Origin of the sequence: Spiribacter halobius (assembly GCF_020883455.1) — a bacterium.
GTDB classification, from domain to species: domain Bacteria; phylum Pseudomonadota; class Gammaproteobacteria; order Nitrococcales; family Nitrococcaceae; genus Sediminicurvatus; species Sediminicurvatus halobius.
The window spans coordinates 2,980,903-3,000,484 of the sequence record NZ_CP086615.1 but is presented as its reverse complement, the minus strand read 5'-3'; the positions used below and the strand labels follow the sequence as shown (position 1 = coordinate 3,000,484).

Here is a 19,582-nt window from a genome sequence, read left to right as displayed (position 1 = left end):
CATGACGGCGTGCCCGGCGCCCGCTGCGGCGGGCGCCGGGCGCGCGTGGTCTACTTCAGCAGCGGCTTGTCGCCACTGTAGTACCCCGCTTCCTCGAGGACCTGCTCGACCTCCTCGCCGAGCTCCCGGGCACCTTCCTCGACGCCGAGCTCGCCAAGCATCATGCGCGTGCCGTAGAGGGCGATGATCTCGGAGAGCTCAGGCCACTCGGGGAAGCGCGGGCGGAAGTCCGGGACCGCGGTGTCCGCCTGCCAGGACTGCACCATGGGCTCGATGTACGGGTACTCCTCGAGCAGCTGCTCGTCCTCGTACACCGACATGCGGCCGCTGACGCCCCCGGCCTCGACGTAGTCCCGGGCCTTGTCCTGGGAGGTGATCCACTGGATGAACAGCCAGGCCGCCGCCTGCTGGGCCGGGCTGCTCTGGGAGGAGATGGCGAGGGAGAAGCCGCCGAGCGCGGGCTTCAGCCCCGCCGGGCCCTCGGGCTCGGTGGTCACGCCCAGGCAGTCGGTGATGCGCGACTGGTCCGGATCCGCCAGGGTCGGGTAGAAGGCCGACCACTCGGTGATCATCGCCACCTGGCCCTGGGCGAGGGCATCCACCGCCTCGGCATGGTCGTAGTCGACGATGCCCGGGGGCATGTAGTCCATCAGCTCCTGGCGGAAGCGCAGCCCGCGCAGGGATTCCTCGGAGGTGAGATTGGAGCGGAAATTCTCGTCGAGCAGCGAGCCGCCGAAGGGCCAGAGCACGCGCATGAAGCTGTCCGCGGACTGGGTCTCGCCGCGGCGGGACTGCAGGGCGAAGGCGTAGCGGTCACTGTCCGCATCGGTCAGCGCCGGGCCGTAGTCCTCCAGCAGCTCGGTCCAGGTCTGCGGCGGACCGTCGAAGCCGGCCTCCTCGAGCATGCACTCGTTGTAGTAGAGCAGGCCGGAGTAGTTGTCGAAGGGCAGGCCGTAGACCACCTCGTCCCAGGTGCCGAAGGATTCCAGCAGCACCGGGAAGAAGTCGTCGAGGTTCAGGTCCGGATCCGCCAGGTCCTCGTCCTCGTAGAACTCGGACATGGGCGTCACCCAGCCGTTGGCGGCGAACTCGCCGATCCACACCACGTCCACGAGCACCACGTCGATGTCGCCGCCGCCGACGAAGTTCAGCACCTGGCGCTCGCGGGAGTTCTCGTAGGGCAGCGTCTCCCAGGTGACGTCGATGCCGGTGCGCTCCTCGAACTCGGGGATGAGCTCCGCCGCCGCGGCGTAGCCGGGACGGTCCAGGAAGATCGCCTTGATGGTGGTGCCCTCGTAGGGCGCCGCCGCCTCCTCCAGGGACCAGGCCAGGGCCTGGCCGCTTACGGTCATCGCCGCCGCAGCGGCGAGAGCGCTCATCGGGACTCGCATGGTTTCTCCTCCTCGTTGGGTGCGGGGTTGGCCCCGCTGGTCGTCGTTGCCTTTCTGCGTTATTCGAAGCGCTCCTGCGGCACGATCAGGCTCTTGATGGCCCCGTCGCGCCGCTCGGTCTGGAGCTCGAAGGCCCGCCCCGCCTCCTGCAGGGGAAAGCGGTGGGTGACGACGGACTCCACGTCCACGCCGCCCGCGGCGACCAGCTTGATCGCCCGTGGATAGACGTGGCCCATGCGGCGCACGAACTTGATCACCAGGCCCTTGCGGCGCACCTGCGCGGCGTCGAGGTGGTAGGCGTTGCCATCCGGGATGCCGGCCATGATCACGCGCCCGCCAATGGCGGCGCTGTCCACCGCGATCTGGAAGCCCGCGGGCGCGTTGGTCGCCTCCAGCACCAGGTCGCAGCCGCGGCCCCCGGTCCACTCGTCAATGCGCTCATGGCTCGCGTCCACGCGGTCGGCACCGAGGCGCAGCGCCGCCTCGGCGCGGTAGTCGCAGGGATCCACCGCGTAGACCCGCTCGGCGCCGGCGCGGCGTGCGAGCTGCAGCAGGCAAAGGCCGATCGGCCCGCAGCCGAGCACGGCCACGGTCTCCAGCACCCGCTGCTTGGCGAGGTCCATGGCGTGCACGGCCACCCCGAGGGGCTCCAGCATCACCGCCTGGGCCACCGTGAAATGCTCCGGCACGGGGAAGATCTGCTCCGGCGCAACGGCTATGGTTTCCGTCATGGCGCCGTGATGGGGCGGTGCGCCGGTGAAGACCACGTTCGGGCAGAGGTTGACATGGCCACGCCCGCACCACTCGCAGTGCCCGCAGGGCCGGGCGGGGTCCACGGCCACCAGCTGACCGCGGTGTAGGCCGAGCTCGGGCCGGTCCTCGGTGACCCAGCCGGCGAACTCGTGTCCGGGGATGAACGGTGCGTGGATATGGGCGCTGCCGATGCCGCCCTCGAGGTAGTAGTGGAGATCGCTGCCGCAGACGCCGACCCCCGCGACGCGGATGAGGACCTCGTCACCGGTGCGTTCCGGAGCGGCCTTCTCGCCGGTCCGCACGTCGCGGACCCCGTGGATGAACGTTGCGCGCACCGGCTGGCCTCCTGGAGTCTGAACATTTGTCTTGTTTGAGTTACAAAAGTAATATCGGGTTCCAGGCAGTTGTCAAGCGCCGGGCGACGAAAGCCCGCACCGGGGAGGAGAGCAGATGACGGCGGTCACCCTGTCCCGCATCGACAAGCACTATGGCGACGTGCACGTCCTCCGGGACATCAGCATCGACGTCGAGGAGCGGGAGTTCATGGTCTTCGTGGGCCCCTCGGGCTGCGGCAAGTCCACCCTGCTGCGCAGCATCGCCGGGCTCGAGCCGGTACAGTCCGGACGCATCGTCATCGGTGGCGAGGACGTCACCGACGTGGATCCCGCCGAGCGCGGCGTCGCCATGGTGTTCCAGTCCTACGCGCTGTTCCCGCACATGACCGTGTTCGAGAACATCGCCTTCGGCCTTCGCATGGCGCGCCGCCCCGAGGAGGAGATCCGCCGGCGGGTGCAGGAGGCGGCGGCCATCCTGCAGATCGAGCCCCTGCTCGAGCGCAAGCCGCGCGCGCTCTCCGGCGGGCAGCGCCAGCGCGTGGCGGTGGGGCGGGCCATCGTCCGGGATCCCAAGGTGTTCCTCTTCGACGAGCCGCTCTCCAACCTGGATGCGGCGCTGCGGGTGCAGATGCGCCTGGAGATCATCCGCCTGCACCAGCGCCTGCACGCGACCATGATCTACGTCACCCACGACCAGACCGAGGCCATGACCATGGCCGACCGCATCGTGGTGCTGCGTGACGGCCGCGTGGAGCAGATCGGCAGCCCGCTCGCGCTCTACCGCGAGCCGGCCAACCGGTTCGTGGCCGGATTCATCGGCTCACCCAGGATGAACTTTCTGGACGTCGCGCTGGACGGCCTCGACGGCGACGGCCGCCCGCAGGTGCGCCTGCCGGGCGGCGAGCGGCTGGCGCTCGCGGTGGACGGCGGTGCGCTCGACGGCGAGCGGCTGGTGCTCGGCGTGCGCCCGGAACACCTGGTGGAGCCGGGCGCCGAGGCGCCGAGCGACCTGCGCCTGCGCGGCGAGGCGGTGGTGGTGGAGCACCTGGGCGGGGAAACGCTCCTGCACGTGCGCCTCGCCGGTGAGGCCATGCTCGAGGTCAAGGCCTCCGGGGACACGCCGGTGCGCCCGGGGGATCAGGTCGAGGTGGGCGTGCCGGCGCACCGCTGCCATCTCTTCCGCGGTGACGAGCAGGCCTGCCCGCGCCTCGACGCCGCCGCCTGAGGCGCGCCGATGACCGCTGCGCCGCTCATCGGCGTCGATGTCAGCACCACGGCGGTCAAGGCCTGCGCCTGGGACGCCGCGGGCCGGCCCCTGGGCGAGGCGCGCGCGGCGCTGCCGCTGGCGCGCCCCGGCCCGCACCGCTACGAGCAGGATCCGGAGGACTGGTGGCGGGCGCTCGCGGGCACGCTGCGCGCGCTTGCGCCGCGGCTGCCGGGGCCACCGGCGGCTCTGGCCATTGCCCATCAGCGCGAGACCTTCGTCCCCGTGGACGCCGCCGGGCGGGCCCTGCACCCGGCGCTGCTCTGGCTCGACCGCCGCGGCGCGCCCTGGGTGGAAGGCCTGCACCGGGATCTCCCTGCCGAGCACCTGCGCGCGCTCAGCGGCAAGACCCCCAACTACGGGCCCGCGCTCTACAAGATCGCCTGGCTGGCCGCCGAGCGCCCGCAGGCATTCCGCGCCGCGGCTGGCTTCTGCGACGTCCAGGCCTGGCTTGCGGAGCGCCTTACGGGCCGCCGGGCCACCAGCTGGAGCGGCGCGGACCCGCTCGGCCTGCTCGATCTCCGCACCCTCGCCTGGTCGGAGGCGATCTGCCGGCTGGTGAACGTGCAGCCGGCGCAGCTGCCGGAGGTGCTTGCCCCTGGCGAGCCCATCGGCGCGCTGCACGCCGAGGCCGCGGCGGCCACCGGCCTGCCGGCCGGCACGCCACTGGTGGCCGGCGGCGGCGACGGCCAGTGCGCCGGGCTCGGCGTTGCTGCCCTCGACAACGGCCGCCTCTACCTCAACCTCGGTACCGCCGTGGTCGCCGGGGCCTGGAGCCGCACGCCCGAGGTTTCGCCCCGGTGGCGAACGCTGACCGCCGGCGCCGGGCGCGGCTACTACCTGGAGAGCAGCCTGCGCAGCGGCGCGCTGCTATCGGACTGGCTGCTCAAGCGCGTCGCCGGCCTCGATCCGGTGCGCGACCGCGAGGCCCTGGCGGCGCTCGAGGCGGAGGCCGCCGCGCTGCCCCCCGGCGGCCACGGGGTGCTCCTGCTGCCCTACTGGGAGGGGGTGATGAACCCGCACTGGGACGACGCTGCCCGGGGCGCGGTGCTTGGCCTCAGCGACGCCGACGACCGCGCGAGCCTGTACCGGGCGGTGGTGGAAGGCGTCGCCCTGGAGCAGGCCGGCTTCCTGGCCGCCCTGCGCGACGAGGCGGGACTCGCGCCGCGGGAGGCCGTCGCCATCGGCGGCCCGGCGGCGAGCGATCTCTGGTGCCGGGTGCACGCCGACGCCCTCGACCTGCCGGTGCGCCGCCAGCCGGGCCTGGAGGCGGCGGCGCTCGGCGCGGCGGTGTGCGCCGCCGTGGGTGCGGGTCTGCACCCGGACCTGGAGACCGCCGCCGCAGCCATGGCCCCGCGCGGGGGGGATGTCTTCACCCCCGCTCCGGACGCGGCCTCCGCCTACGCCCGCCTGCGTGGCGTCCACCAGCGCATCTACGGGACACTCGCCCCGCTGCTGCGCGAGCTGGATCCGCGCCCGCAGCCGTGAATCGGTGAGATATACGGGCCAGGTGTCTGCGCGAGCTACGGGATGAGGCCGCGGGCGGTGGCCTTCCCGCGCAGGAAGGCGAGGCCCTCGCGCACCAGCGTGTCCGGGTCGGGCGCGACCTGGCGCCAGATGCAGGTGGCGCGGGCAATGTCCTCGTTCACCGCGGCGAAGGACTCCATCACCAGGTCGCCGCGGTAGCCGATGGCGGCAAGGCCGTCGAAGACCTCGTCCCAGTGCACGTTGCCGGTGCCCGGCGTGCCCCGGTCGCTCTCCGAGAGGTGGATGTAGCGCAGGCGCTTCCCGGCCGCCTCGACGGGTCCACGGAAGCCTTTCTCCTCCACGTTCATGTGGTAGGTGTCGAGGTGCAGGAAGACGTTGTCCGCGCCAATGGCGTCCAGCAGCTCCAAGGCCTGGTCCGTCAGGTTAACCAGGTGGGTTTCGTAACGGTTCACCGGCTCGATGCCGAGGGCGAGGCCCTGGTCGGCCGCGTACGCGGCCACCCGGCGCAGGGTTTGGGCGACGATATCCAGGTCTCCCGGTCGCGGCGGGTGCCCGGGAAGCTGCCCCAGGGTGCCGTAGATCACGCCGGTCAGCACCGGGCCGCCGAGCGCCCGGGTCACGTCCAGTGCCCGGCACAGGAACGCCTCCGCCGCCTGCGGGTGCGCCGGCAGGCTCGCCGCCGGCGGCAGCCCGAGCGAGCAGCGCACCCCGAGCCGGTGCTCGGCGAGCAGCCGCCGGGTGCCCGCCGTGTCCATCGACTCCGGCCGCAGCAGCGGGATCTCCACGAAATCGAGCCCCGCGGCGGCCGCCCCGGCGATCACCCGCCGCGCGCTCGCCGGGTTCCAGTCGCTCTCCCAGATGAAGGCATGGGCGCCGAACTCGGCCATCTCGATCTCCCTCCCCGGTTGCGGCCAGCCGCTCTCGCCCGGGCCGGCCGGCACGGGCTGCGCGGCCCGGTCCCGGAGCCTACACCAGGCGGGACGCCGGGCGCACCGCGCGCCCTGCCGAGGCCTCGGGGCAGGGGTGGGGTCCATGCGCATGCCTACCGGCAGCTGCAGCCGCTGCAGCGGGCTGGGTCGCCGTGGTCAGTCCGCCGCGTGCAGGGGACGGGTGAGCCGGTAGAGGCGCCGGTATCGATCGAGCCGCGCCGCCAGGTAGTCCCGGCGCGAGCCGTCCGGTTCCGCAGTCGCCTGCAGCGGCGGCTGCAGGCAGTCCTCGCGGATCGCCGCCTCGACGTCGCCGCCCCGCGCGCCCAGACGCGCCAGGCGGGCCGCGCCGCAGGCCGGGCCGACGGCGCCGCTCTCGCGGTACTCCAGGGGCACGCCCAGGGTGTCGGCGCAGAGCTGGCGCCACAGCGGCGAGCGGGCTCCGCCGCCGATGATGGCGAGCCGCTCCGGGGCGCTGCCCGCCGCCTGCAGCGCCTCGAAGCCGTCGGCAAAGGCGAAGGCCACGCCTTCGAGCACGGCCAGGGTTAGGTCGGTGCTGTCGGTATCGGCGCGCAGGCCGTGAAAGAGACCGACGGCGTCGGGGTCGTTGTGGGGCGTGCGCTCGCCGGAGAGATAGGGCAGGAACAGCACCCCCGTTTCGCGGCGCCCCGAGGCCTCCAGCCGGGCGATGAGCTCGCCCGGGGCGCTGCCCGTCACCTGCGCGAGCCAGCGCAGGCACTCCGCGGCGGACAGGGTGACCGTCATCTGGTGCCAGCGCCGCGGGAGGCAGTGGCAGAAGGCGTGCACGGTGCGCTCCGGCAGCGGGTGGTGGCGGTCGGAGGCGACGAAGATCACCCCCGAGGTGCCGAGGGAGAGCAGTCCCTGCCCCGGCTGCACCACGCCTGCACCCACCGCCCCGCCGGCGTTGTCCCCGGCACCGGCCACCACCGGCACCTCGGGCAGCCCCAGGGTGGCCGCGGCCGCCGGCTGCACCGGACCCACCACGGCGCAGCCCTCGTGCAGCGAGGGCATGTGCGCGCGGGTGAGCCCGCAGGCGGCAAGCAGGGTGTCGTCCCAGTCGCGTCGCGCCGGATCCAGCCACAGGGTGCCGGCGGCATCCGAGGGGTCCGTGCTGAAGCGGCCGGTGAGACGGTGGACGAGATAGTCCTTGGGCAGCAGCACGCGGGCCACGCGGGCGGCCAGCCCGGGCTCGTGGCGGGCCACCCAGAGCAGCTTCGGCGCCGTGAACCCCGGCATGCAGAGATTGCCCGTGCGCCGGCGCAGATCCGGCACCCGCCGCTCCAGCTCCCCGCACTCCCGGGCGCTGCGGCCGTCGTTCCAGAGAATCGCCGGACGCAGCACGGCCGCGCGGTCATCGAGCAGCACGGCGCCGTGCATCTGCCCGGCGACGCCGACGGCGGCCACCCGGTCCAGCGGCGCGCCGTTCGCCGCCAGTTGCGCGAGCGCGTGCCGGCAGGCCTGCCACCAGTCCTCCGGCTGCTGCTCGGACCACAGCGGCCGGGGCCGGGACACGGCATAGCCCGCCTCGGCCTCGGCGCGTACCGCGCCCGTCGGGTCGGTGAGCACCGCCTTGAGTGCCGAGGTGCCGAGATCGATGCCGAGGTAGAGGTCGGAGTCGGGCATGGTCTGCAACCGCTTCAGCAGCCTTCGGGGGAGGGCGCGGGCGGCCCGCCACCGGCCGGCTGCCGCTGCGGCTGCAGGGCGCGCAGGCGAGCCATCAGCCGGCCATCGCCGAACTGCCCGGCGAGCTCCCCGTACAGCGCGTAGAGCTCGTCGTAGACAGCCACCGCTGCGGGATCGGGCTCGTGGCTGCGGGCGCTGCGGGCGCCGAGGCGCGCCACGGCCTCGTCGAAGCCGGCCACCGCGCCGCTGGCGGCGAGGGCGTGGATGGCGGCTCCGCGAGCGGTGGCCTCGGTGACCTCCGGCACCTGCACGGAGCGGCCGGTGATGTCCGCCATCAGGCGCACCAGCAGGGGATTGCGTTCCGCGAGACCACTGGTGAGCAGCAGTGCGTTCACGGCCAGCCCGCCGCCGGTGAGAGTGTCGATCACCCGGCGGGTGCCGAGGCAGAGGCTCTCCAGCAGGGCACGGTAGAGCGCCGCCGGCGAGGTCTCCAGGGTCATGCCGACGAACAGCCCGGAGAGCCCGGGGTTCATCAGCGGGGTACGGCAGCCATGCCACCAGTCCAGGGCCAGCACGCCGCTCTCCCCGGGGGCGAGCGCGGCCGCGGCCTCCCGGAAGCGCGCGAAGGCCTGCTCGCGCGGCTCGTCCGGCGCGAAAGCGGCGACGAACCAGGCGAGCAGGTCGCCGAAGCCGGCCTGGCCGCACTCGTAGCCCCAGTATCCCGGCAGGATGCCGTCCCGGACCACGCCGGCCACGCCGGGGATGCAATGGCAGTGCGGGTCCACCATCAGGTGGCAGGCGGAGGTGCCAAGGGAGGCGACCAGCGCGCCGGGCCGCGCCACGCCCACCGCCGGCACCACGGCGTGAGCGTCCACCGTCGCCACCGCCACCACCGGCTCTCCGGGCAGTCCCGTCTCCCGTAGCCAGTCGCCGCCGAGCGCACCCGCCGCGGTGCCGATGGGCCGCGGCTCGGCGAGACGTGCGCGCAGCCCCGGCGCCTCCGCCTCCAGCGCCTCGGGATAGCCCTCGCCGGTGACATGGTGGGCCTTGTAGCCGGCCTGGCAGCTGCTGCGGACCTCGCGCCCCGTGAGCTGCCAGACCATCCAGTCGCCGGCCTCGATGAAGCGCTCGGTCTCCGCCCACAGCGCAGGCGCCTCAGAGGCCAGCTGGCCGGCCTTGGCCGGCAGCCACTCGCAGGAGGTCATGCCGCCCGTATAGCGCAGGAAATCGCCGCCACGGGCGTTGAGGCGCTGCGCCCAGGGCTCGGCGGCGTGGTGTTTCCAGAGCTTCACGTAGGCGTGGGGCGCGCCGGGGTGCAGGCGGCTGAGCGGGGCGCCGTCGGCGCGTGCCGGCAGCGGCGTGGAGGCGGTGAAATCGAGCCCGACCGCCAGCACCTCTGCGCGGTCGGCGCGGGCCCGTTCACCCAGGCTCGTGAGCAGCTCACGGGTGACGGCGAGGTAATCGTCGGCGTCCTGCAGCGCCCAGTCCGGGGGCAGCGCCTCGCCGCCCGGCAGGGTGCCGGTCATCACCCCGTGGGGATAGGCGGCCTGCGCATGTCCCGCCAGGCGGCCGTCGGCAGCGTCCACCAGCACCGCCCGGGCGCTGCCGGTGCCGAAGTCGATGCCGATGACGTAGGACGACCCGGCCACGGCGGGTCGTTCAGTCGCGCAGGATGCGCTGGCCGGTGCTCTGCCAGTCGGCGACGAAGCGCTCCAGGCCGCTGTCGGTGAGCGGGTGGCGGAACATCTGGTCGATCACCGCCGGGGGCAGGGTGGCGACGTCGGCGCCGGCCTGCGCCGCCTGTACGGCGTGCTGCGCGCTGCGGATGGAGGCGGCGAGCACCTGAGTGCGGATGTCCGGGTACTGCCCGTAGATGTCGACGATGTCGCGGATCAGCGCCATGCCCTCCATGCCGATGTCGTCCAGGCGGCCCACGAAGGGCGAGACGAAGGCCGCGCCCGCCTTGGCGGCGAGCAGCGCCTGCGCCGCGGAGAAGCAGAGGGTGACGTTCACCGTGACGCCCTCGGCGGCGAGGGCGCTGCAGGTGCGGATGCCGTCCGGGGTGAGGGGCACCTTGACCGCCACGTTGGGGGCCAGGGCGGCGAGGACGCGCCCCTCGGCGAGCATGGTCTCGAAGTCCGTGGCGGCCACCTCGGCGCTTACCGGCCCCGCCACCACGTCGCAGATTTCGCGCACGGTATCGAGGAAGTCGCGGCCGGTCTTGGCCACCAGGCTGGGGTTGGTGGTCACGCCATCCAGCAGGCCCATGGCCGCGAGGCGGCGGATCTCGCCGGTATCGGCGGTGTCGACGAAGAATTTCATGTGATCCTCCCGGGATGCGCCCGCTGCCTCGGGGCGCAGAGAACATATGTCCTGTTTAATTTACAAATGTAATGCAAGTTCGGCTCTGCGTCAGCCCGACAGCGGCCCCGGGGCCCTTCGGATCTGCGGCGCCGGGCCCATGAGCCGGATGCGAATGCGACCTCGGCCGAGGATAACGCTGGGGGAGTGAGCCGGCCACGGTGCGGCGGCCGTCGGACGGTGGTGGAAATGTCACCTTTCGCCTCCAGTATCTGCACAGGGGCGACGGCGAGCTGCCGTCCCCCCGGGGGGGGCGACGCCTCGTGCAGGAGGGAGCCATGGCCCAGCGGAGCCCGCTGTTGAGGGTCGAATCGCCCGCGTCTTCCGTCCGCGGCGACTGCCGCGAGTGCAGCCTGCGTTTCCTGTGCCTGACCAGCGCTCTGGACCGTGAGGGGCTGGCGCGCCTCCAGGGCGTGGTGCAGCACCCGAGGCCCTATGCCCGCGGCCGGGTGCTGGTGCGGGCCGGGGCGCCGCTGCGCAATCTCATGGTCGTGCGTTCGGGGCTGCTGCGTACCCACCGCTGGGACGCCAGTGACGGCCGCCTGATCACGGGCTTCGTCCTGCCCGGGGAGATTGCCGGGCTGGACGCCGTTGCCGACGGCCGTCACCGCGACTCCATCACGGCGGTGGACACTAGCAGCGTCTGCCTGCTGGCGTACCCCGAGGTGCAGGCACTGATGCGCGAGCTGCCGGCGCTGCACGAGCACTTTCTCCGGCTGCTGAGCCACGAGCTGGCCAAGGCGCGGGATATGCTCGGCCTGTTCGGGCGGCGGACGGCGCGCGAGCGGGTGGCGTCGGTGCTGGTGGACCTGGTCGACCGCCAGGCCCGACGCGGCCTCTCGTCGACGCAGCTGCACCTCGGCATGACCTGGCGGGATCTCGCCAGCTATCTGCGGCTGGCACCGGCGACGGTGAGCCGGGCGCTGCATGAGCTGGAGGCGGACGGGCTGCTCCGGTCCCATGGCGGGGAGGTGATGCTGCAGGATCCGGAGGCCCTGCGGGCAATGGCCGGCGGCGCCATGCGCCACCGGCCCGAGCGCGTGGTCTGATGCGGGTCAGGCCCGCTGCTGCGTCCGCGGTATGTCGGCGGCTGACGGTTTGTGCTCTGCTGCCGGGGGCTGGTCGGCGGCGGGCTGGCTGCCCTCCTCGCGCCGGAGCATCTGGCTCCAGAAGCGCAGCGGGTGCACGAACGTGCCGAGGCTGCCGTCGCCGAGGCGGTCGGCCGTTTCGAACCAGGTGTGCCACAACTGCTCACGGAACTCGATGCCGGTCTCGGCCAGGTCCGCGGCGAAGCGGGCGAGTCCGGCGTCCGCCTCACCGCTCTGCTGCTCGGACTTCAGGGACTCGCACAGCTCGTGCTCGAGGCGCAGGGTGTCGTCCACTGCCCGGCGATAGCAGTGCAGCTGCTCGCGAAAGACGTCGCCGACATCACCCCGGCTGTCACCGAGCGCCCGGCTGCTGCGGACGAGATCGGCCAGGAACTGCTGCTGGATGTCGCCGAGCTGACGCAGGAAATGCTCCGTGCTTCGTGTCTCCATGAGTGCGAACCTCCTTCGGGTCGTCTACGGGCGCGCCGGAGGCGGGCCGGTCGCGCTGTGGGAAGTGTTCCGGCCCCGGGAGTATAGGGAGCCAGAGCCGTGCGACAGGGGGTCGTCGACGCCTTCCTTGACCTGGATGAACGCCCGGAACCGGTTGGCATTGGGGGGGGGTTGAAGCGACGCGCAATGCCCCTATTTTTCGGGATGCCGGGCGGGTGCGGCGCTGCCGTGCCCCCCAGCGCTGGCAGATCGTGAGGTGTTCAGATGGGAGGAAAGCAACCATGTTCGGCGATCTGTGGCGTTTCGATTCCCCGGCCATCGGCCGCGAGTTCGAGTGGATGCGGCAGTGGATGGACGATACGTTCCGCGACTTCGGCCTGAGCGACCTGCGTGCGCCGCAGGGAACCTTCCCGCGGATCAACCTCGGGAGCACTGACGATGCCATCCAGGTCTATGTGTTCGCCCCCGGGCTGCGCGCCGAGGACCTGGACGTGAGCATCGAGAACAACGTGCTCACGTTGCGCGGCCGGCGGGAGCCTGCCGGCGACGACGGCATTACCTGGTATCGCCGTGAGCGCCCGCAGGGTGAGTTCGTGCGCAGCATCAGCCTGCCCGAGGGCCTGGATGCGGATGCCGCCGAGGCGAGCTTCCGCAACGGCGTAGTGACCATCCGTCTGCCGAAGACCGAGGCGCTGCAGCCGCGGCGCATCGAGGTCAAGGCCGCCTGATCGGGAGGTGATAGGACCATGAGCGAGCTGAAGACGGTTCAGGGTCAGAACATGGAGAGCCAGGGCGGCAGCGCCGCCGAGGCGCAGAACGTGCGCCACCTCCTGCCGCTGGTGGACATCGGCGAGCAGGACGACAGCATCCGCATCTTCGCGGACATGCCCGGCGTCGCGCCGGATGCGGTCAGCATCGAGGTGGACAACCAGGTGCTGACCCTGGAGGGGCGGATCGCGGTGGACATGCCGGAGGGCATCGCCGCGACCTACGCCGAGGTCGGCGGCTCCCGCTACCGGCGGCGTTTCAGCCTCGGCCAGGAAGTGGACACCGAGGGCATTCGCGCGGAGATGGACAACGGCGTGGTGACGGTCACCCTGCCGAAGAAGTCCAGCCATCGCCGCCGGCGCATCGAGGTGAAGGCCGCCTGATCCGCGTCGGACGACGCCCAGTGATACCGGGCATCTCCTCCGGGGATGTCCGGCTCTTTCTGTGCCTGCTCGAGTCGGTTCGCGGCGACGCTTGCGCAGCGGCAAGGGCAGGCGTATACGAAGATTCGGAATAACGCGACAGCAGGGCGATCCGTGAGGCCCGCGCCGACCCTGCTGATCGTCTCCGACTGCTACCGGCGCCAGGGCCGCCTTGCGGTCTCTTCACGGAGACCTGTTCGAGATTACTCCCATGATGCTCGTGACTGCCTCGATTCTGCTGGTCGTGGCCATGCTGATCCTGCGTTTCGGCGTGCGCGCCGTCACCCGATCCCCCGGCGGCGGCTGGCCCGACCGGCTGGTGGAGTGGATCGTCGCCCCCGGGGTGACCATGCTCTTCGCCATGAGCTTCGGCTTCGCCTTCGAGCACTTTCTCAATGCCCCGGAAGACGGTCACGGCGTGTGGCCAGTGGTCGTCTCGGTGCTGCTGATCGCTGCGCTCGTTGTGGTCTGGCGCCGGATACCCGTGGCCAGGCTGCCGGAGCCGGCGCTGACCTCGCTGAAGGTCGGGCCGGTGACCGATCCGGCCGATCGCGAGCGGGCGGCCTGAGGGCCCGGCCTGCGGCTGATCCGGGCTTGACCGCGATCAGCCGCAGGACCGCCGTCAACCCGTAGAGTCCCGGTGAGCGTTTATCGCCGCCGGGAGTGTGCGTCCTGAATCTCCCAGCCGAAGCCCTGCCGCTGTGGCTCCTGCTGGCGGCGGCTGCCGCGTGGTGCGGCCTGCTGCTGCGGGCCCTGGTGGCCGCGCCCTGGCGGCTGCTGCAGGCGAATGGTCTGGTGTCCGTGTACGCCGCGGCCATCGCCCTGTCGGCGTTGCTCTGGAGCATGCAGGTGGGCGTGCGCGAGGGGCTGACGCTGCATCTCCTCGGCACCGCCACCTTGGTCCTGATGTTCGGGCCGGCGCTGGCCCTGGTGGCCGGCGGCGCCGTGCTCGTGCTGCTTGCCGGGGCCGGCATCCAGGCGCCGCTTGCCTTCGGCGTCCACGGCCTGCTGCTGGTGGCGCTGCCCGTTACCGTGGCGAGCCGCCTGCACGGGCTGTTGCGGCGGCGGCTGCCGGCGCACCCGTTCATCTACTTCCTCGGCAGCGGTTTCCTGGGCGGGATGCTGGCACTGGGCAGCGTCGTGCTCGCCTCGGCGCTGCTCATCCTCGCCCTCGGGCTGCAGCCGCCGGCGACAGTGCGCGCCGATTACCTGGCGTTGATGCCGTTGCTGCTCTTCCCCGAGGGATTCATCAACGGCGCAGTGATCACCGCCCTCGCCGTATTCCGCCCGGAGTGGGTGCGCAGTTTCGATGACCGTGCCTATCTGGATGACGAGTGAGCCGGGCCGATCGGCGCGCCGTGCTATGTTCGAGCCTCCCCCGACGCAGCGAATCGGCACCAGGAGGCCTGATGGCAGCAGAGGAACTCGTGCGTCTGAACTACGCCAGCACGGCGACCTTCGAACCCAGTGTCCAGGGCGGCGTGGAGGTGGAGGTCGCGCGCATCCTGAAGCAGTCCCGCCGCAACAACCGCGAGCTTGCCGTCGGTGGCGTCCTGCACTATGGCAACGGCTACTTCTTCCAGTGCCTGGAGGGCGAGCGCGACGCGGTGCAGAAGCTCTACGAGCGCATCAGTCGCGACCCGCGCCACAGGGACGTGAAGACGCTCACGTTCTCCCCGGTCGGCGAGCGGCTGTTCGGCGACTGGTCCATGAAGTACCTGCCCATCGAGCGGGATCTGCGCGGGCTGCTGGAGCGCTACCGGCTCGAGTTCAATCCGTACCAGTTTACCGAGGCGTTCATCCAGGAATTCCTCGAGGCCTGCGTCGTGGGGGTCGATCCCACCATGGCGGCGCACGCCCATGAACGCGGCACGCAGCGCCGGGCCCAGCGGCCCCTCTGGAAGCGCCTGCTCGGCCTCGGCTGAGACGGCGACTGGACAGTCGCGTGGCGGTTGCGGACCATCCGGCCATGACCGCCCCCGACCTGAGCTACACCGGCGCCTATCTCGACCGTCTGGGCGACCGGCGGCATACACCGGACTGGCTGGCTGCCCGGCTGGCAGACGAGCGCGCCCGTGCGGTGGCGGTATGGCGAGGGCAGGTGGTGGTCGTGGCCGAGCGCGCCTGCGGCTACCGGGCCCTCGGCGTCTCCGGAGCGCGCCTGCGTGGAATCGGGTTCGGCCCGGAGGATTGCGCCTTCCTCGGCCTGGAGGATGGGGTCCCGGTATTCGCCTTCGACCTCTCCGACCACGAGCCGCCGGCGCTGGCGGCTCTGGACCCGGCGGCAGAAGCACTCGACCTGCGCCGCGTCGGCCCGGCGCTGCCCCGGCGGGACGCCCAGGTGCTCGCCTACGCCCGGGCCCTGCTGCACTGGCACCGCCAGCACCGGTTCTGCGGGCGCTGCGGCAGCCCCACGGCGAGCGAGCGGGCCGGGCACCTGCGCCGCTGCACCCACCCCGACTGCGCCCGGGAGCATTACCCGCGGACGGATCCGGCGGTGATCATGCTGGTCACGGCGCCTGGGGCGGACGGCGAGGTCTGCCTGCTGGCCCGGCATGCCCGGCTGCCCGAGCGGATGTTCACGACGCTGGCCGGCTTCGTGGAGCCGGGGGAGAGCCTGGAGGAGGCCGTGGCGCGGGAGGTGTGGGAAGAGGTGGGCATCGCCGTGGACGACGTTCGCTACCAGGCATCCCAGCCCTGGCCGTTCCCCGGCCAGCTCATGCTCGGCTTTCGCGCCCGGGCGCGGCCCGGGGCGATCGTCCCCGACGGCGAGGAGATCCGCGAGGCGCGCTGGTTCACGCCGGCGGAGGTGCTGGCGGCGGGCGATTGGGGGGATGAGTCCGCGGCCGTGCAGCTGCCGCGCCATGACTCCATCGCCCGCTGGCTCATCCGCAGCTGGGCCGAGGGGCGCTGATCAGATCGCCTCGATGCGCCGGGTCTGCTCGTCCAGGCGGGCGAGGGTGGCGCGCAGGTCGGCGAGCTTGTCGCGCTCCTTCTGCACCACCGCCTCCGGGGCGCGCTCGACGAAGCGGTCGTTGGCGAGCTTGCCCTCGGTGCGCTCCAGATCCCTGGCGACGCGGCTGCGCTCCTTCGCCAGGCGTTCCAGCTCGGCCTGCTTGTCGATCAGGCCTGCCATCGGCACCCGCAGCTCGAGCTCGTCCACCAGGGCGAGCGCCGACTCCGGCGCGCTTTCGCCGGGCTCGAGGGTACGCAGGGACTCGAGCCGCGCGAGGAAGTCCAGGGCCTCGCGATGGCGGGCGATGCGCTCGCGGTCGGCCGCGCTCGCGTTCTGCAGCAGCAGCGGCAGCGGCCGCGTGGGGCTGATGTTCATTTCCCCGCGGATGCGGCGCACGCCCAGAATGAAGCGCTGCAGCCACGCGATCTCCGCCTCGGCGGCGGCGTCCTCCCGGGACGGGTCCGGCTCCGGGAACGGCGCGCGCATGATGCTCTCGCCCCGGCGCCCGGCGAGCGGGGCCACCCGCTGCCAGATCTCCTCGGTGATGAAGGGCATGAACGGGTGGGCGAGGCGCAGCACGGCCTCCAGCACCCGCACCAGCGTGCGCCGCGTGCCGCGCCGCGTGGCGGCGTCGGCCTCGCCCTGGAGCACCGGCTTGGAGAGCTCCAGGTACCAGTCGCAGTACTCGTCCCAGAGAAACTCGTAGAGGGCCTGCGCAGCCAGATCCATGCGGTAGCCCCGGATATTCCCGGCCACGGCGCGCTCGGTGTGCTGCAGCCGCGAGATGATCCAGCGCTCGGCGCTACCGAGGGTGACCTCGCCGCCCTCGGCGCCGCAGTCCTCGCCCTCGGTGTTCATGAGCACGTAGCGGGCGGCGTTCCAGAGCTTGTTGCAGAAGTTGCGGTAGCCGTCCACCCGGCCCATGTCGAAGACCACGTCCCGCCCGGTGGTGGCGAGGCTCGCGAAGGTGAAGCGCAGGGCGTCGGTGCCATGGGCGGCGATGCCCTCGGGAAAGTGCTGGCGGGTCTGGCGCTCGATGCTCGGGGCAAGCTGCGGGCGCATCAGCCCGGTGGTGCGCTTGGCGACCAGGGACTCCAGGTCGATGCCGTCGACGATATCGATGGGATCGAGCACGTTGCCCTTGGACTTGGACATCTTGTTGCCGTCGGAGTCGCGCACCAGGCCGTGGATGTAGACCTCGCGGAACGGCACGTCGCCCATGAACTTCAGCCCCATCATGATCATCCGGGCCACCCAGAAGAAGATGATGTCGAAGCCCGTGACCAGGGTGCTCGTGGGGTAGAAGGTGGCGAGCTCCGGGGTCTTCTCCGGCCAGCCCAGCGTGGAGAAGGGCCAGAGCGCCGAGGAGAACCAGGTGTCCAGCACGTCCGCGTCCTGGGTCAGTGCCACCTCGGGGCCGAGCCCGTGGCGCGCGCGCACGGCAGCCTCGTCACGGCCGACGTACACGTTGCCCGCCTCGTCGTACCAGGCCGGGATGCGGTGGCCCCACCAGAGCTGGCGGCTGATGCACCAGTCCTGGATGTCCTCCAGCCAGTTGAAGTAGGTCTTCTCCCAGTTGCCGGGGATGAAGCGGATGCGCCCCTCGCGCACGGCGTCGATCGCGGGCGCGGTAATCTCGCGCCAGCCGCCGGGGCGGCCGTCGTCCTGGGTCTCCCGGGTGAGATCGACGAACCACTGGAAGGTGAGATAGGGCTCGATCACCGCCCCGGTGCGGTCGCCCCGGGGCACCACCAGCCGGTGCGCCTCCACGCGCTCGAGCAGGCCCTCCGCCTCCAGGTCGGCGACCACGCGCTCGCGGGCCTCGAACCGGTCGAGGCCACGATAGCGCTCGGGGGCGTTGTCATTGACCCGGGCGTCCGGCGTGAAGATGTTGATCGGCTCGCAGCCGTGGCGCAGGCCCACCTGGTAGTCGTTGAAGTCGTGCGCGGGGGTGATCTTGAGGCAGCCGGTGCCGAACGCCGGGTCGACGTAGTCATCGGCGACGATGGGGATCTCGCGGCCCACCAGCGGCAGGCGCACATGCCGGCCGATGAGGTGGCGGAAGCGCTCGTCGTCCGGGTTCACGGCCACGGCGGTGTCGCCGAGCATGGTCTCCGGGCGGGTGGTGGCCACGGTCAGGCTGCCGCTGCCATCGGCCAGGGGGTAGCGCAGGTGCCAGATCTGACCCTGCTCCTCCGCGGATTCCACCTCCAGATCGGAGACCGCGGTCTGCAGAACCGGATCCCAGTTGACCAGCCGCTGACCGCGGTAGATCAGCCCCTCCTCGTAGAGGCGCACGAACACTTCGCGCACCGCCGCGGAGAGCCCCTCGTCCATGGTGAAGCGCTCGCGACTCCAGTCCACCGAGGCGCCGAGCCGCCGCAGCTGGTTCTGGATGGTGCCGCCGGACTCCGCCTTCCACTGCCAGATCCGCTCCACGAAGGCCTCGCGGCCGAGCTCGTGCCGGCTCTTGCCTTCGGCGTTGAGCTGGCGCTCCACCACCATCTGGGTGGCGATCCCGGCATGGTCCGTGCCCGGCTGCCAGAGCGTGTTGCGACCCGCCATCCGGTGATAGCGGGTGAGGATGTCCATGATGGTGTCCTGGAAGGCGTGACCCATGTGCAGGGTGCCGGTCACGTTCGGCGGCGGGATCATGATGCAGTAGGGCTCGCCCTCGCCGCTCGGCCGAAAGTGCCCGTGCTGCTCCCACCACGCGTACCACTGCGGCTCGATCCGGCCCGGGTCGTAGGTCTTCTCCATCGTCGGCGGCATCCACTCTCGCGCGGGGAAAGCCGGCAAGTATAGCGCAGGCCGTTAGCGCCGGTCGTCCCCGTCATGGGGTGGGTCCTCGTGCCCGGCCAGCCGCTCGGAGACCTCCTCCAGGGCCTGGGGCAGGACCGTCTCGATGGTGTGGCGTATCCGCCGCTCGAGGTAGGCCTCGGCACTTTCGCCCGGGTCCGCCGCCGGCTCGTCCTCGCGCCCGAGCAGATAGCCGCGGCGGCGCATCACGTCGCCAGGGAGCACCACGTCGAACAGCGTCGGCACGCCGCCGCCGTCGGTGTAGAGCGCGCTCTGCGCTTGTGAATCGTTACGGCTCATGCGCTGTGCTCCCCTGCAAGCCTAGAGATTATGCGTGTTCGGGGCGGTGCCGGCATCACGATAGGTACGAAAGCGTTCGCGTCCCCGGCGCCGCGTGTCCGCGTCGCTGCTGAGCACCTCGGCCACCCGCGACCAGCGCTGCCAGCCGCCGGGAACGTCCGTGCCCAGGTTGATCAGCAGCTCGCCTGACCCGGGCGGCTCGGCGCCGATCAGCACCGGCTCGCCGTCCGCCTCGGCGGCCCGTGCATGCGGCACGAAGCTGCCCGGGCGGAAGGTCCACAGCCTCTGGTCCAGGCGCTCGGCGCCGGCCTCGTCGGCGGTGCGCACGAAGACGCTCACGCCCCTGCGCCAGGCCTTCTCCGCCAGCCGGCAGCAGAACAGCTCTCGGGCTGCATCCCCCGCCTCCGGCAGCACGTAGAAGTCCACCTGCATGGCGCCTCGCTCTGCCCCGCTGCGCCGGGGCCTCTGGTACATTGGCGCGCGTCGACCGGTGCCGCCCCACCGCAGGAATGCCAACGATGTACGCGGAACACGGCTCAGCGGCGCGGCCGCAGCCGACCTCACGCGCCTGGCCCATCTTCCGGCAACCGGCGGAGCGCATACCTCCTGGCCGGGCAACTTTCTGTGAAGTGTACCG

General features: G+C 72.0%; 19 protein-coding genes. 9 read left to right on the top strand and 10 right to left on the bottom strand.

Annotated elements, in window-relative coordinates; translation table 11 throughout:
* Positions 1–50: 50 nt before the first annotated feature.
* Positions 51–1,391 (bottom strand): ABC transporter substrate-binding protein, encoded by a 1,341-nt coding sequence (locus LMH63_RS14050; RefSeq protein ID WP_109678772.1) that lies wholly within the window; start codon positions 1,389–1,391, stop codon positions 51–53.
* Positions 1,392–1,450: 59 nt separating this feature from the next.
* Complete coding sequence (locus LMH63_RS14045) at positions 1,451–2,479, bottom strand: zinc-dependent alcohol dehydrogenase (protein WP_109678773.1); 1,029 nt, start codon at positions 2,477–2,479, stop codon at positions 1,451–1,453.
* Positions 2,480–2,594: 115 nt separating this feature from the next.
* Here LMH63_RS14045 and LMH63_RS14040 point away from each other — a divergent pair, with 115 nt between their 5' ends.
* Both LMH63_RS14040 and LMH63_RS14035 read left to right on the top strand, forming a co-directional pair.
* On the top strand, positions 2,595–3,704 hold the full coding sequence (locus tag LMH63_RS14040) for an ABC transporter ATP-binding protein (protein ID WP_109678774.1): 1,110 nt from the start codon (positions 2,595–2,597) through the stop codon (positions 3,702–3,704).
* 9 nt (positions 3,705–3,713) lie between these two features.
* Positions 3,714–5,231, top strand: a complete 1,518-nt coding sequence (locus LMH63_RS14035; protein ID WP_109678775.1) for a xylulokinase — start codon at positions 3,714–3,716, stop codon at positions 5,229–5,231.
* 35 nt (positions 5,232–5,266) lie between these two features.
* Here LMH63_RS14035 and LMH63_RS14030 read toward each other — a convergent pair whose 3' ends face one another.
* The 4 genes from LMH63_RS14030 to fsa form a co-directional block, all read right to left on the bottom strand.
* Positions 5,267–6,118, bottom strand: coding sequence for a sugar phosphate isomerase/epimerase family protein (locus LMH63_RS14030; protein WP_109678776.1), 852 nt, complete (start codon positions 6,116–6,118; stop codon positions 5,267–5,269).
* 198 nt (positions 6,119–6,316) lie between these two features.
* Positions 6,317–7,801: a xylulokinase gene (xylB, locus tag LMH63_RS14025; protein WP_109678777.1), complete on the bottom strand. Its 1,485-nt coding sequence runs from the start codon at positions 7,799–7,801 to the stop codon at positions 6,317–6,319.
* Between the two features lie 14 nt (positions 7,802–7,815).
* The gene (locus LMH63_RS14020; protein ID WP_109678778.1) at positions 7,816–9,450 is read right to left on the bottom strand and encodes a ribulokinase; all 1,635 of its coding nucleotides are present in this window, start codon (positions 9,448–9,450) and stop codon (positions 7,816–7,818) included.
* A gap of 10 nt (positions 9,451–9,460) precedes the next feature.
* Positions 9,461–10,123, bottom strand: coding sequence for a fructose-6-phosphate aldolase (fsa, locus tag LMH63_RS14015; RefSeq protein WP_109678779.1), 663 nt, complete (start codon positions 10,121–10,123; stop codon positions 9,461–9,463).
* A gap of 317 nt (positions 10,124–10,440) precedes the next feature.
* Here fsa and LMH63_RS14010 point away from each other — a divergent pair, with 317 nt between their 5' ends.
* Positions 10,441–11,211, top strand: coding sequence for a Crp/Fnr family transcriptional regulator (locus LMH63_RS14010; RefSeq protein WP_109678780.1), 771 nt, complete (start codon positions 10,441–10,443; stop codon positions 11,209–11,211).
* A 6-nt stretch (positions 11,212–11,217) separates the two neighbouring features.
* Here the strand turns inward: LMH63_RS14010 and LMH63_RS14005 are convergent, their stop codons facing one another.
* Complete coding sequence (locus LMH63_RS14005; protein ID WP_109678781.1) at positions 11,218–11,700, bottom strand: hypothetical protein; 483 nt, start codon at positions 11,698–11,700, stop codon at positions 11,218–11,220.
* Between the two features lie 281 nt (positions 11,701–11,981).
* Here LMH63_RS14005 and LMH63_RS14000 point away from each other — a divergent pair, with 281 nt between their 5' ends.
* From LMH63_RS14000 to nudC, 6 genes are all read left to right on the top strand, one after another.
* On the top strand, positions 11,982–12,428 hold the full coding sequence (locus LMH63_RS14000; RefSeq protein WP_109678782.1) for an Hsp20/alpha crystallin family protein: 447 nt from the start codon (positions 11,982–11,984) through the stop codon (positions 12,426–12,428).
* Positions 12,429–12,446: 18 nt separating this feature from the next.
* On the top strand, positions 12,447–12,851 hold the full coding sequence (locus tag LMH63_RS13995) for an Hsp20/alpha crystallin family protein (protein WP_109678783.1): 405 nt from the start codon (positions 12,447–12,449) through the stop codon (positions 12,849–12,851).
* A 250-nt stretch (positions 12,852–13,101) separates the two neighbouring features.
* Positions 13,102–13,458 (top strand): hypothetical protein, encoded by a 357-nt coding sequence (locus LMH63_RS13990; RefSeq protein WP_109678784.1) that lies wholly within the window; start codon positions 13,102–13,104, stop codon positions 13,456–13,458.
* Positions 13,459–13,553: 95 nt separating this feature from the next.
* Positions 13,554–14,228: an energy-coupling factor ABC transporter permease gene (locus LMH63_RS13985; protein WP_109678785.1), complete on the top strand. Its 675-nt coding sequence runs from the start codon at positions 13,554–13,556 to the stop codon at positions 14,226–14,228.
* A 71-nt stretch (positions 14,229–14,299) separates the two neighbouring features.
* A complete protein-coding gene (locus LMH63_RS13980) occupies positions 14,300–14,815 on the top strand; it encodes a BLUF domain-containing protein (RefSeq protein ID WP_109678786.1) in 516 nt (171 codons plus the stop codon).
* A 44-nt stretch (positions 14,816–14,859) separates the two neighbouring features.
* Complete coding sequence (gene nudC / locus LMH63_RS13975) at positions 14,860–15,804, top strand: NAD(+) diphosphatase (protein WP_109678867.1); 945 nt, start codon at positions 14,860–14,862, stop codon at positions 15,802–15,804.
* Here nudC and LMH63_RS13970 read toward each other — a convergent pair whose 3' ends face one another.
* From LMH63_RS13970 to LMH63_RS13960, 3 genes are read right to left on the bottom strand one after another with little or no spacing between them, the layout of a single operon-like run.
* Entirely contained in the window at positions 15,805–18,606 is a 2,802-nt protein-coding gene (locus LMH63_RS13970) for a valine--tRNA ligase (RefSeq protein WP_109678787.1), read from the bottom strand.
* Between the two features lie 54 nt (positions 18,607–18,660).
* On the bottom strand, positions 18,661–18,945 hold the full coding sequence (locus LMH63_RS13965; RefSeq protein ID WP_109678788.1) for a hypothetical protein: 285 nt from the start codon (positions 18,943–18,945) through the stop codon (positions 18,661–18,663).
* A gap of 21 nt (positions 18,946–18,966) precedes the next feature.
* Positions 18,967–19,377: a DNA polymerase III subunit chi gene (locus LMH63_RS13960; RefSeq protein ID WP_109678789.1), complete on the bottom strand. Its 411-nt coding sequence runs from the start codon at positions 19,375–19,377 to the stop codon at positions 18,967–18,969.
* Positions 19,378–19,582 lie beyond the last annotated feature (205 nt).

Excerpts from the sequence above, each read along its gene's own strand:
- LMH63_RS14050 (WP_109678772.1), bottom strand. The coding sequence starts at position 1,391 with ATGCGAGTCCCGATGAGCGCTCTCGCCGCTGCGGCGGCGATGACCGTA.
- LMH63_RS14040 (WP_109678774.1), top strand. The coding sequence starts at position 2,595 with ATGACGGCGGTCACCCTGTCCCGCATCGACAAGCACTATGGCGACGTG.
- LMH63_RS14035 (WP_109678775.1), top strand. The coding sequence starts at position 3,714 with ATGACCGCTGCGCCGCTCATCGGCGTCGATGTCAGCACCACGGCGGTC.
- LMH63_RS14030 (WP_109678776.1), bottom strand. The coding sequence starts at position 6,118 with ATGGCCGAGTTCGGCGCCCATGCCTTCATCTGGGAGAGCGACTGGAAC.
- xylB (WP_109678777.1), bottom strand. The coding sequence starts at position 7,801 with ATGCCCGACTCCGACCTCTACCTCGGCATCGATCTCGGCACCTCGGCA.
- fsa (WP_109678779.1), bottom strand. The coding sequence starts at position 10,123 with ATGAAATTCTTCGTCGACACCGCCGATACCGGCGAGATCCGCCGCCTC.
- LMH63_RS14010 (WP_109678780.1), top strand. The coding sequence starts at position 10,441 with ATGGCCCAGCGGAGCCCGCTGTTGAGGGTCGAATCGCCCGCGTCTTCC.
- LMH63_RS14005 (WP_109678781.1), bottom strand. The coding sequence starts at position 11,700 with ATGGAGACACGAAGCACGGAGCATTTCCTGCGTCAGCTCGGCGACATC.
- LMH63_RS14000 (WP_109678782.1), top strand. The coding sequence starts at position 11,982 with ATGTTCGGCGATCTGTGGCGTTTCGATTCCCCGGCCATCGGCCGCGAG.
- LMH63_RS13995 (WP_109678783.1), top strand. The coding sequence starts at position 12,447 with ATGAGCGAGCTGAAGACGGTTCAGGGTCAGAACATGGAGAGCCAGGGC.
- LMH63_RS13990 (WP_109678784.1), top strand. The coding sequence starts at position 13,102 with ATGATGCTCGTGACTGCCTCGATTCTGCTGGTCGTGGCCATGCTGATC.
- LMH63_RS13980 (WP_109678786.1), top strand. The coding sequence starts at position 14,300 with ATGGCAGCAGAGGAACTCGTGCGTCTGAACTACGCCAGCACGGCGACC.
- nudC (WP_109678867.1), top strand. The coding sequence starts at position 14,860 with ATGACCGCCCCCGACCTGAGCTACACCGGCGCCTATCTCGACCGTCTG.
- LMH63_RS13970 (WP_109678787.1), bottom strand. The coding sequence starts at position 18,606 with ATGGAGAAGACCTACGACCCGGGCCGGATCGAGCCGCAGTGGTACGCG.
- LMH63_RS13965 (WP_109678788.1), bottom strand. The coding sequence starts at position 18,945 with ATGAGCCGTAACGATTCACAAGCGCAGAGCGCGCTCTACACCGACGGC.
- LMH63_RS13960 (WP_109678789.1), bottom strand. The coding sequence starts at position 19,377 with ATGCAGGTGGACTTCTACGTGCTGCCGGAGGCGGGGGATGCAGCCCGA.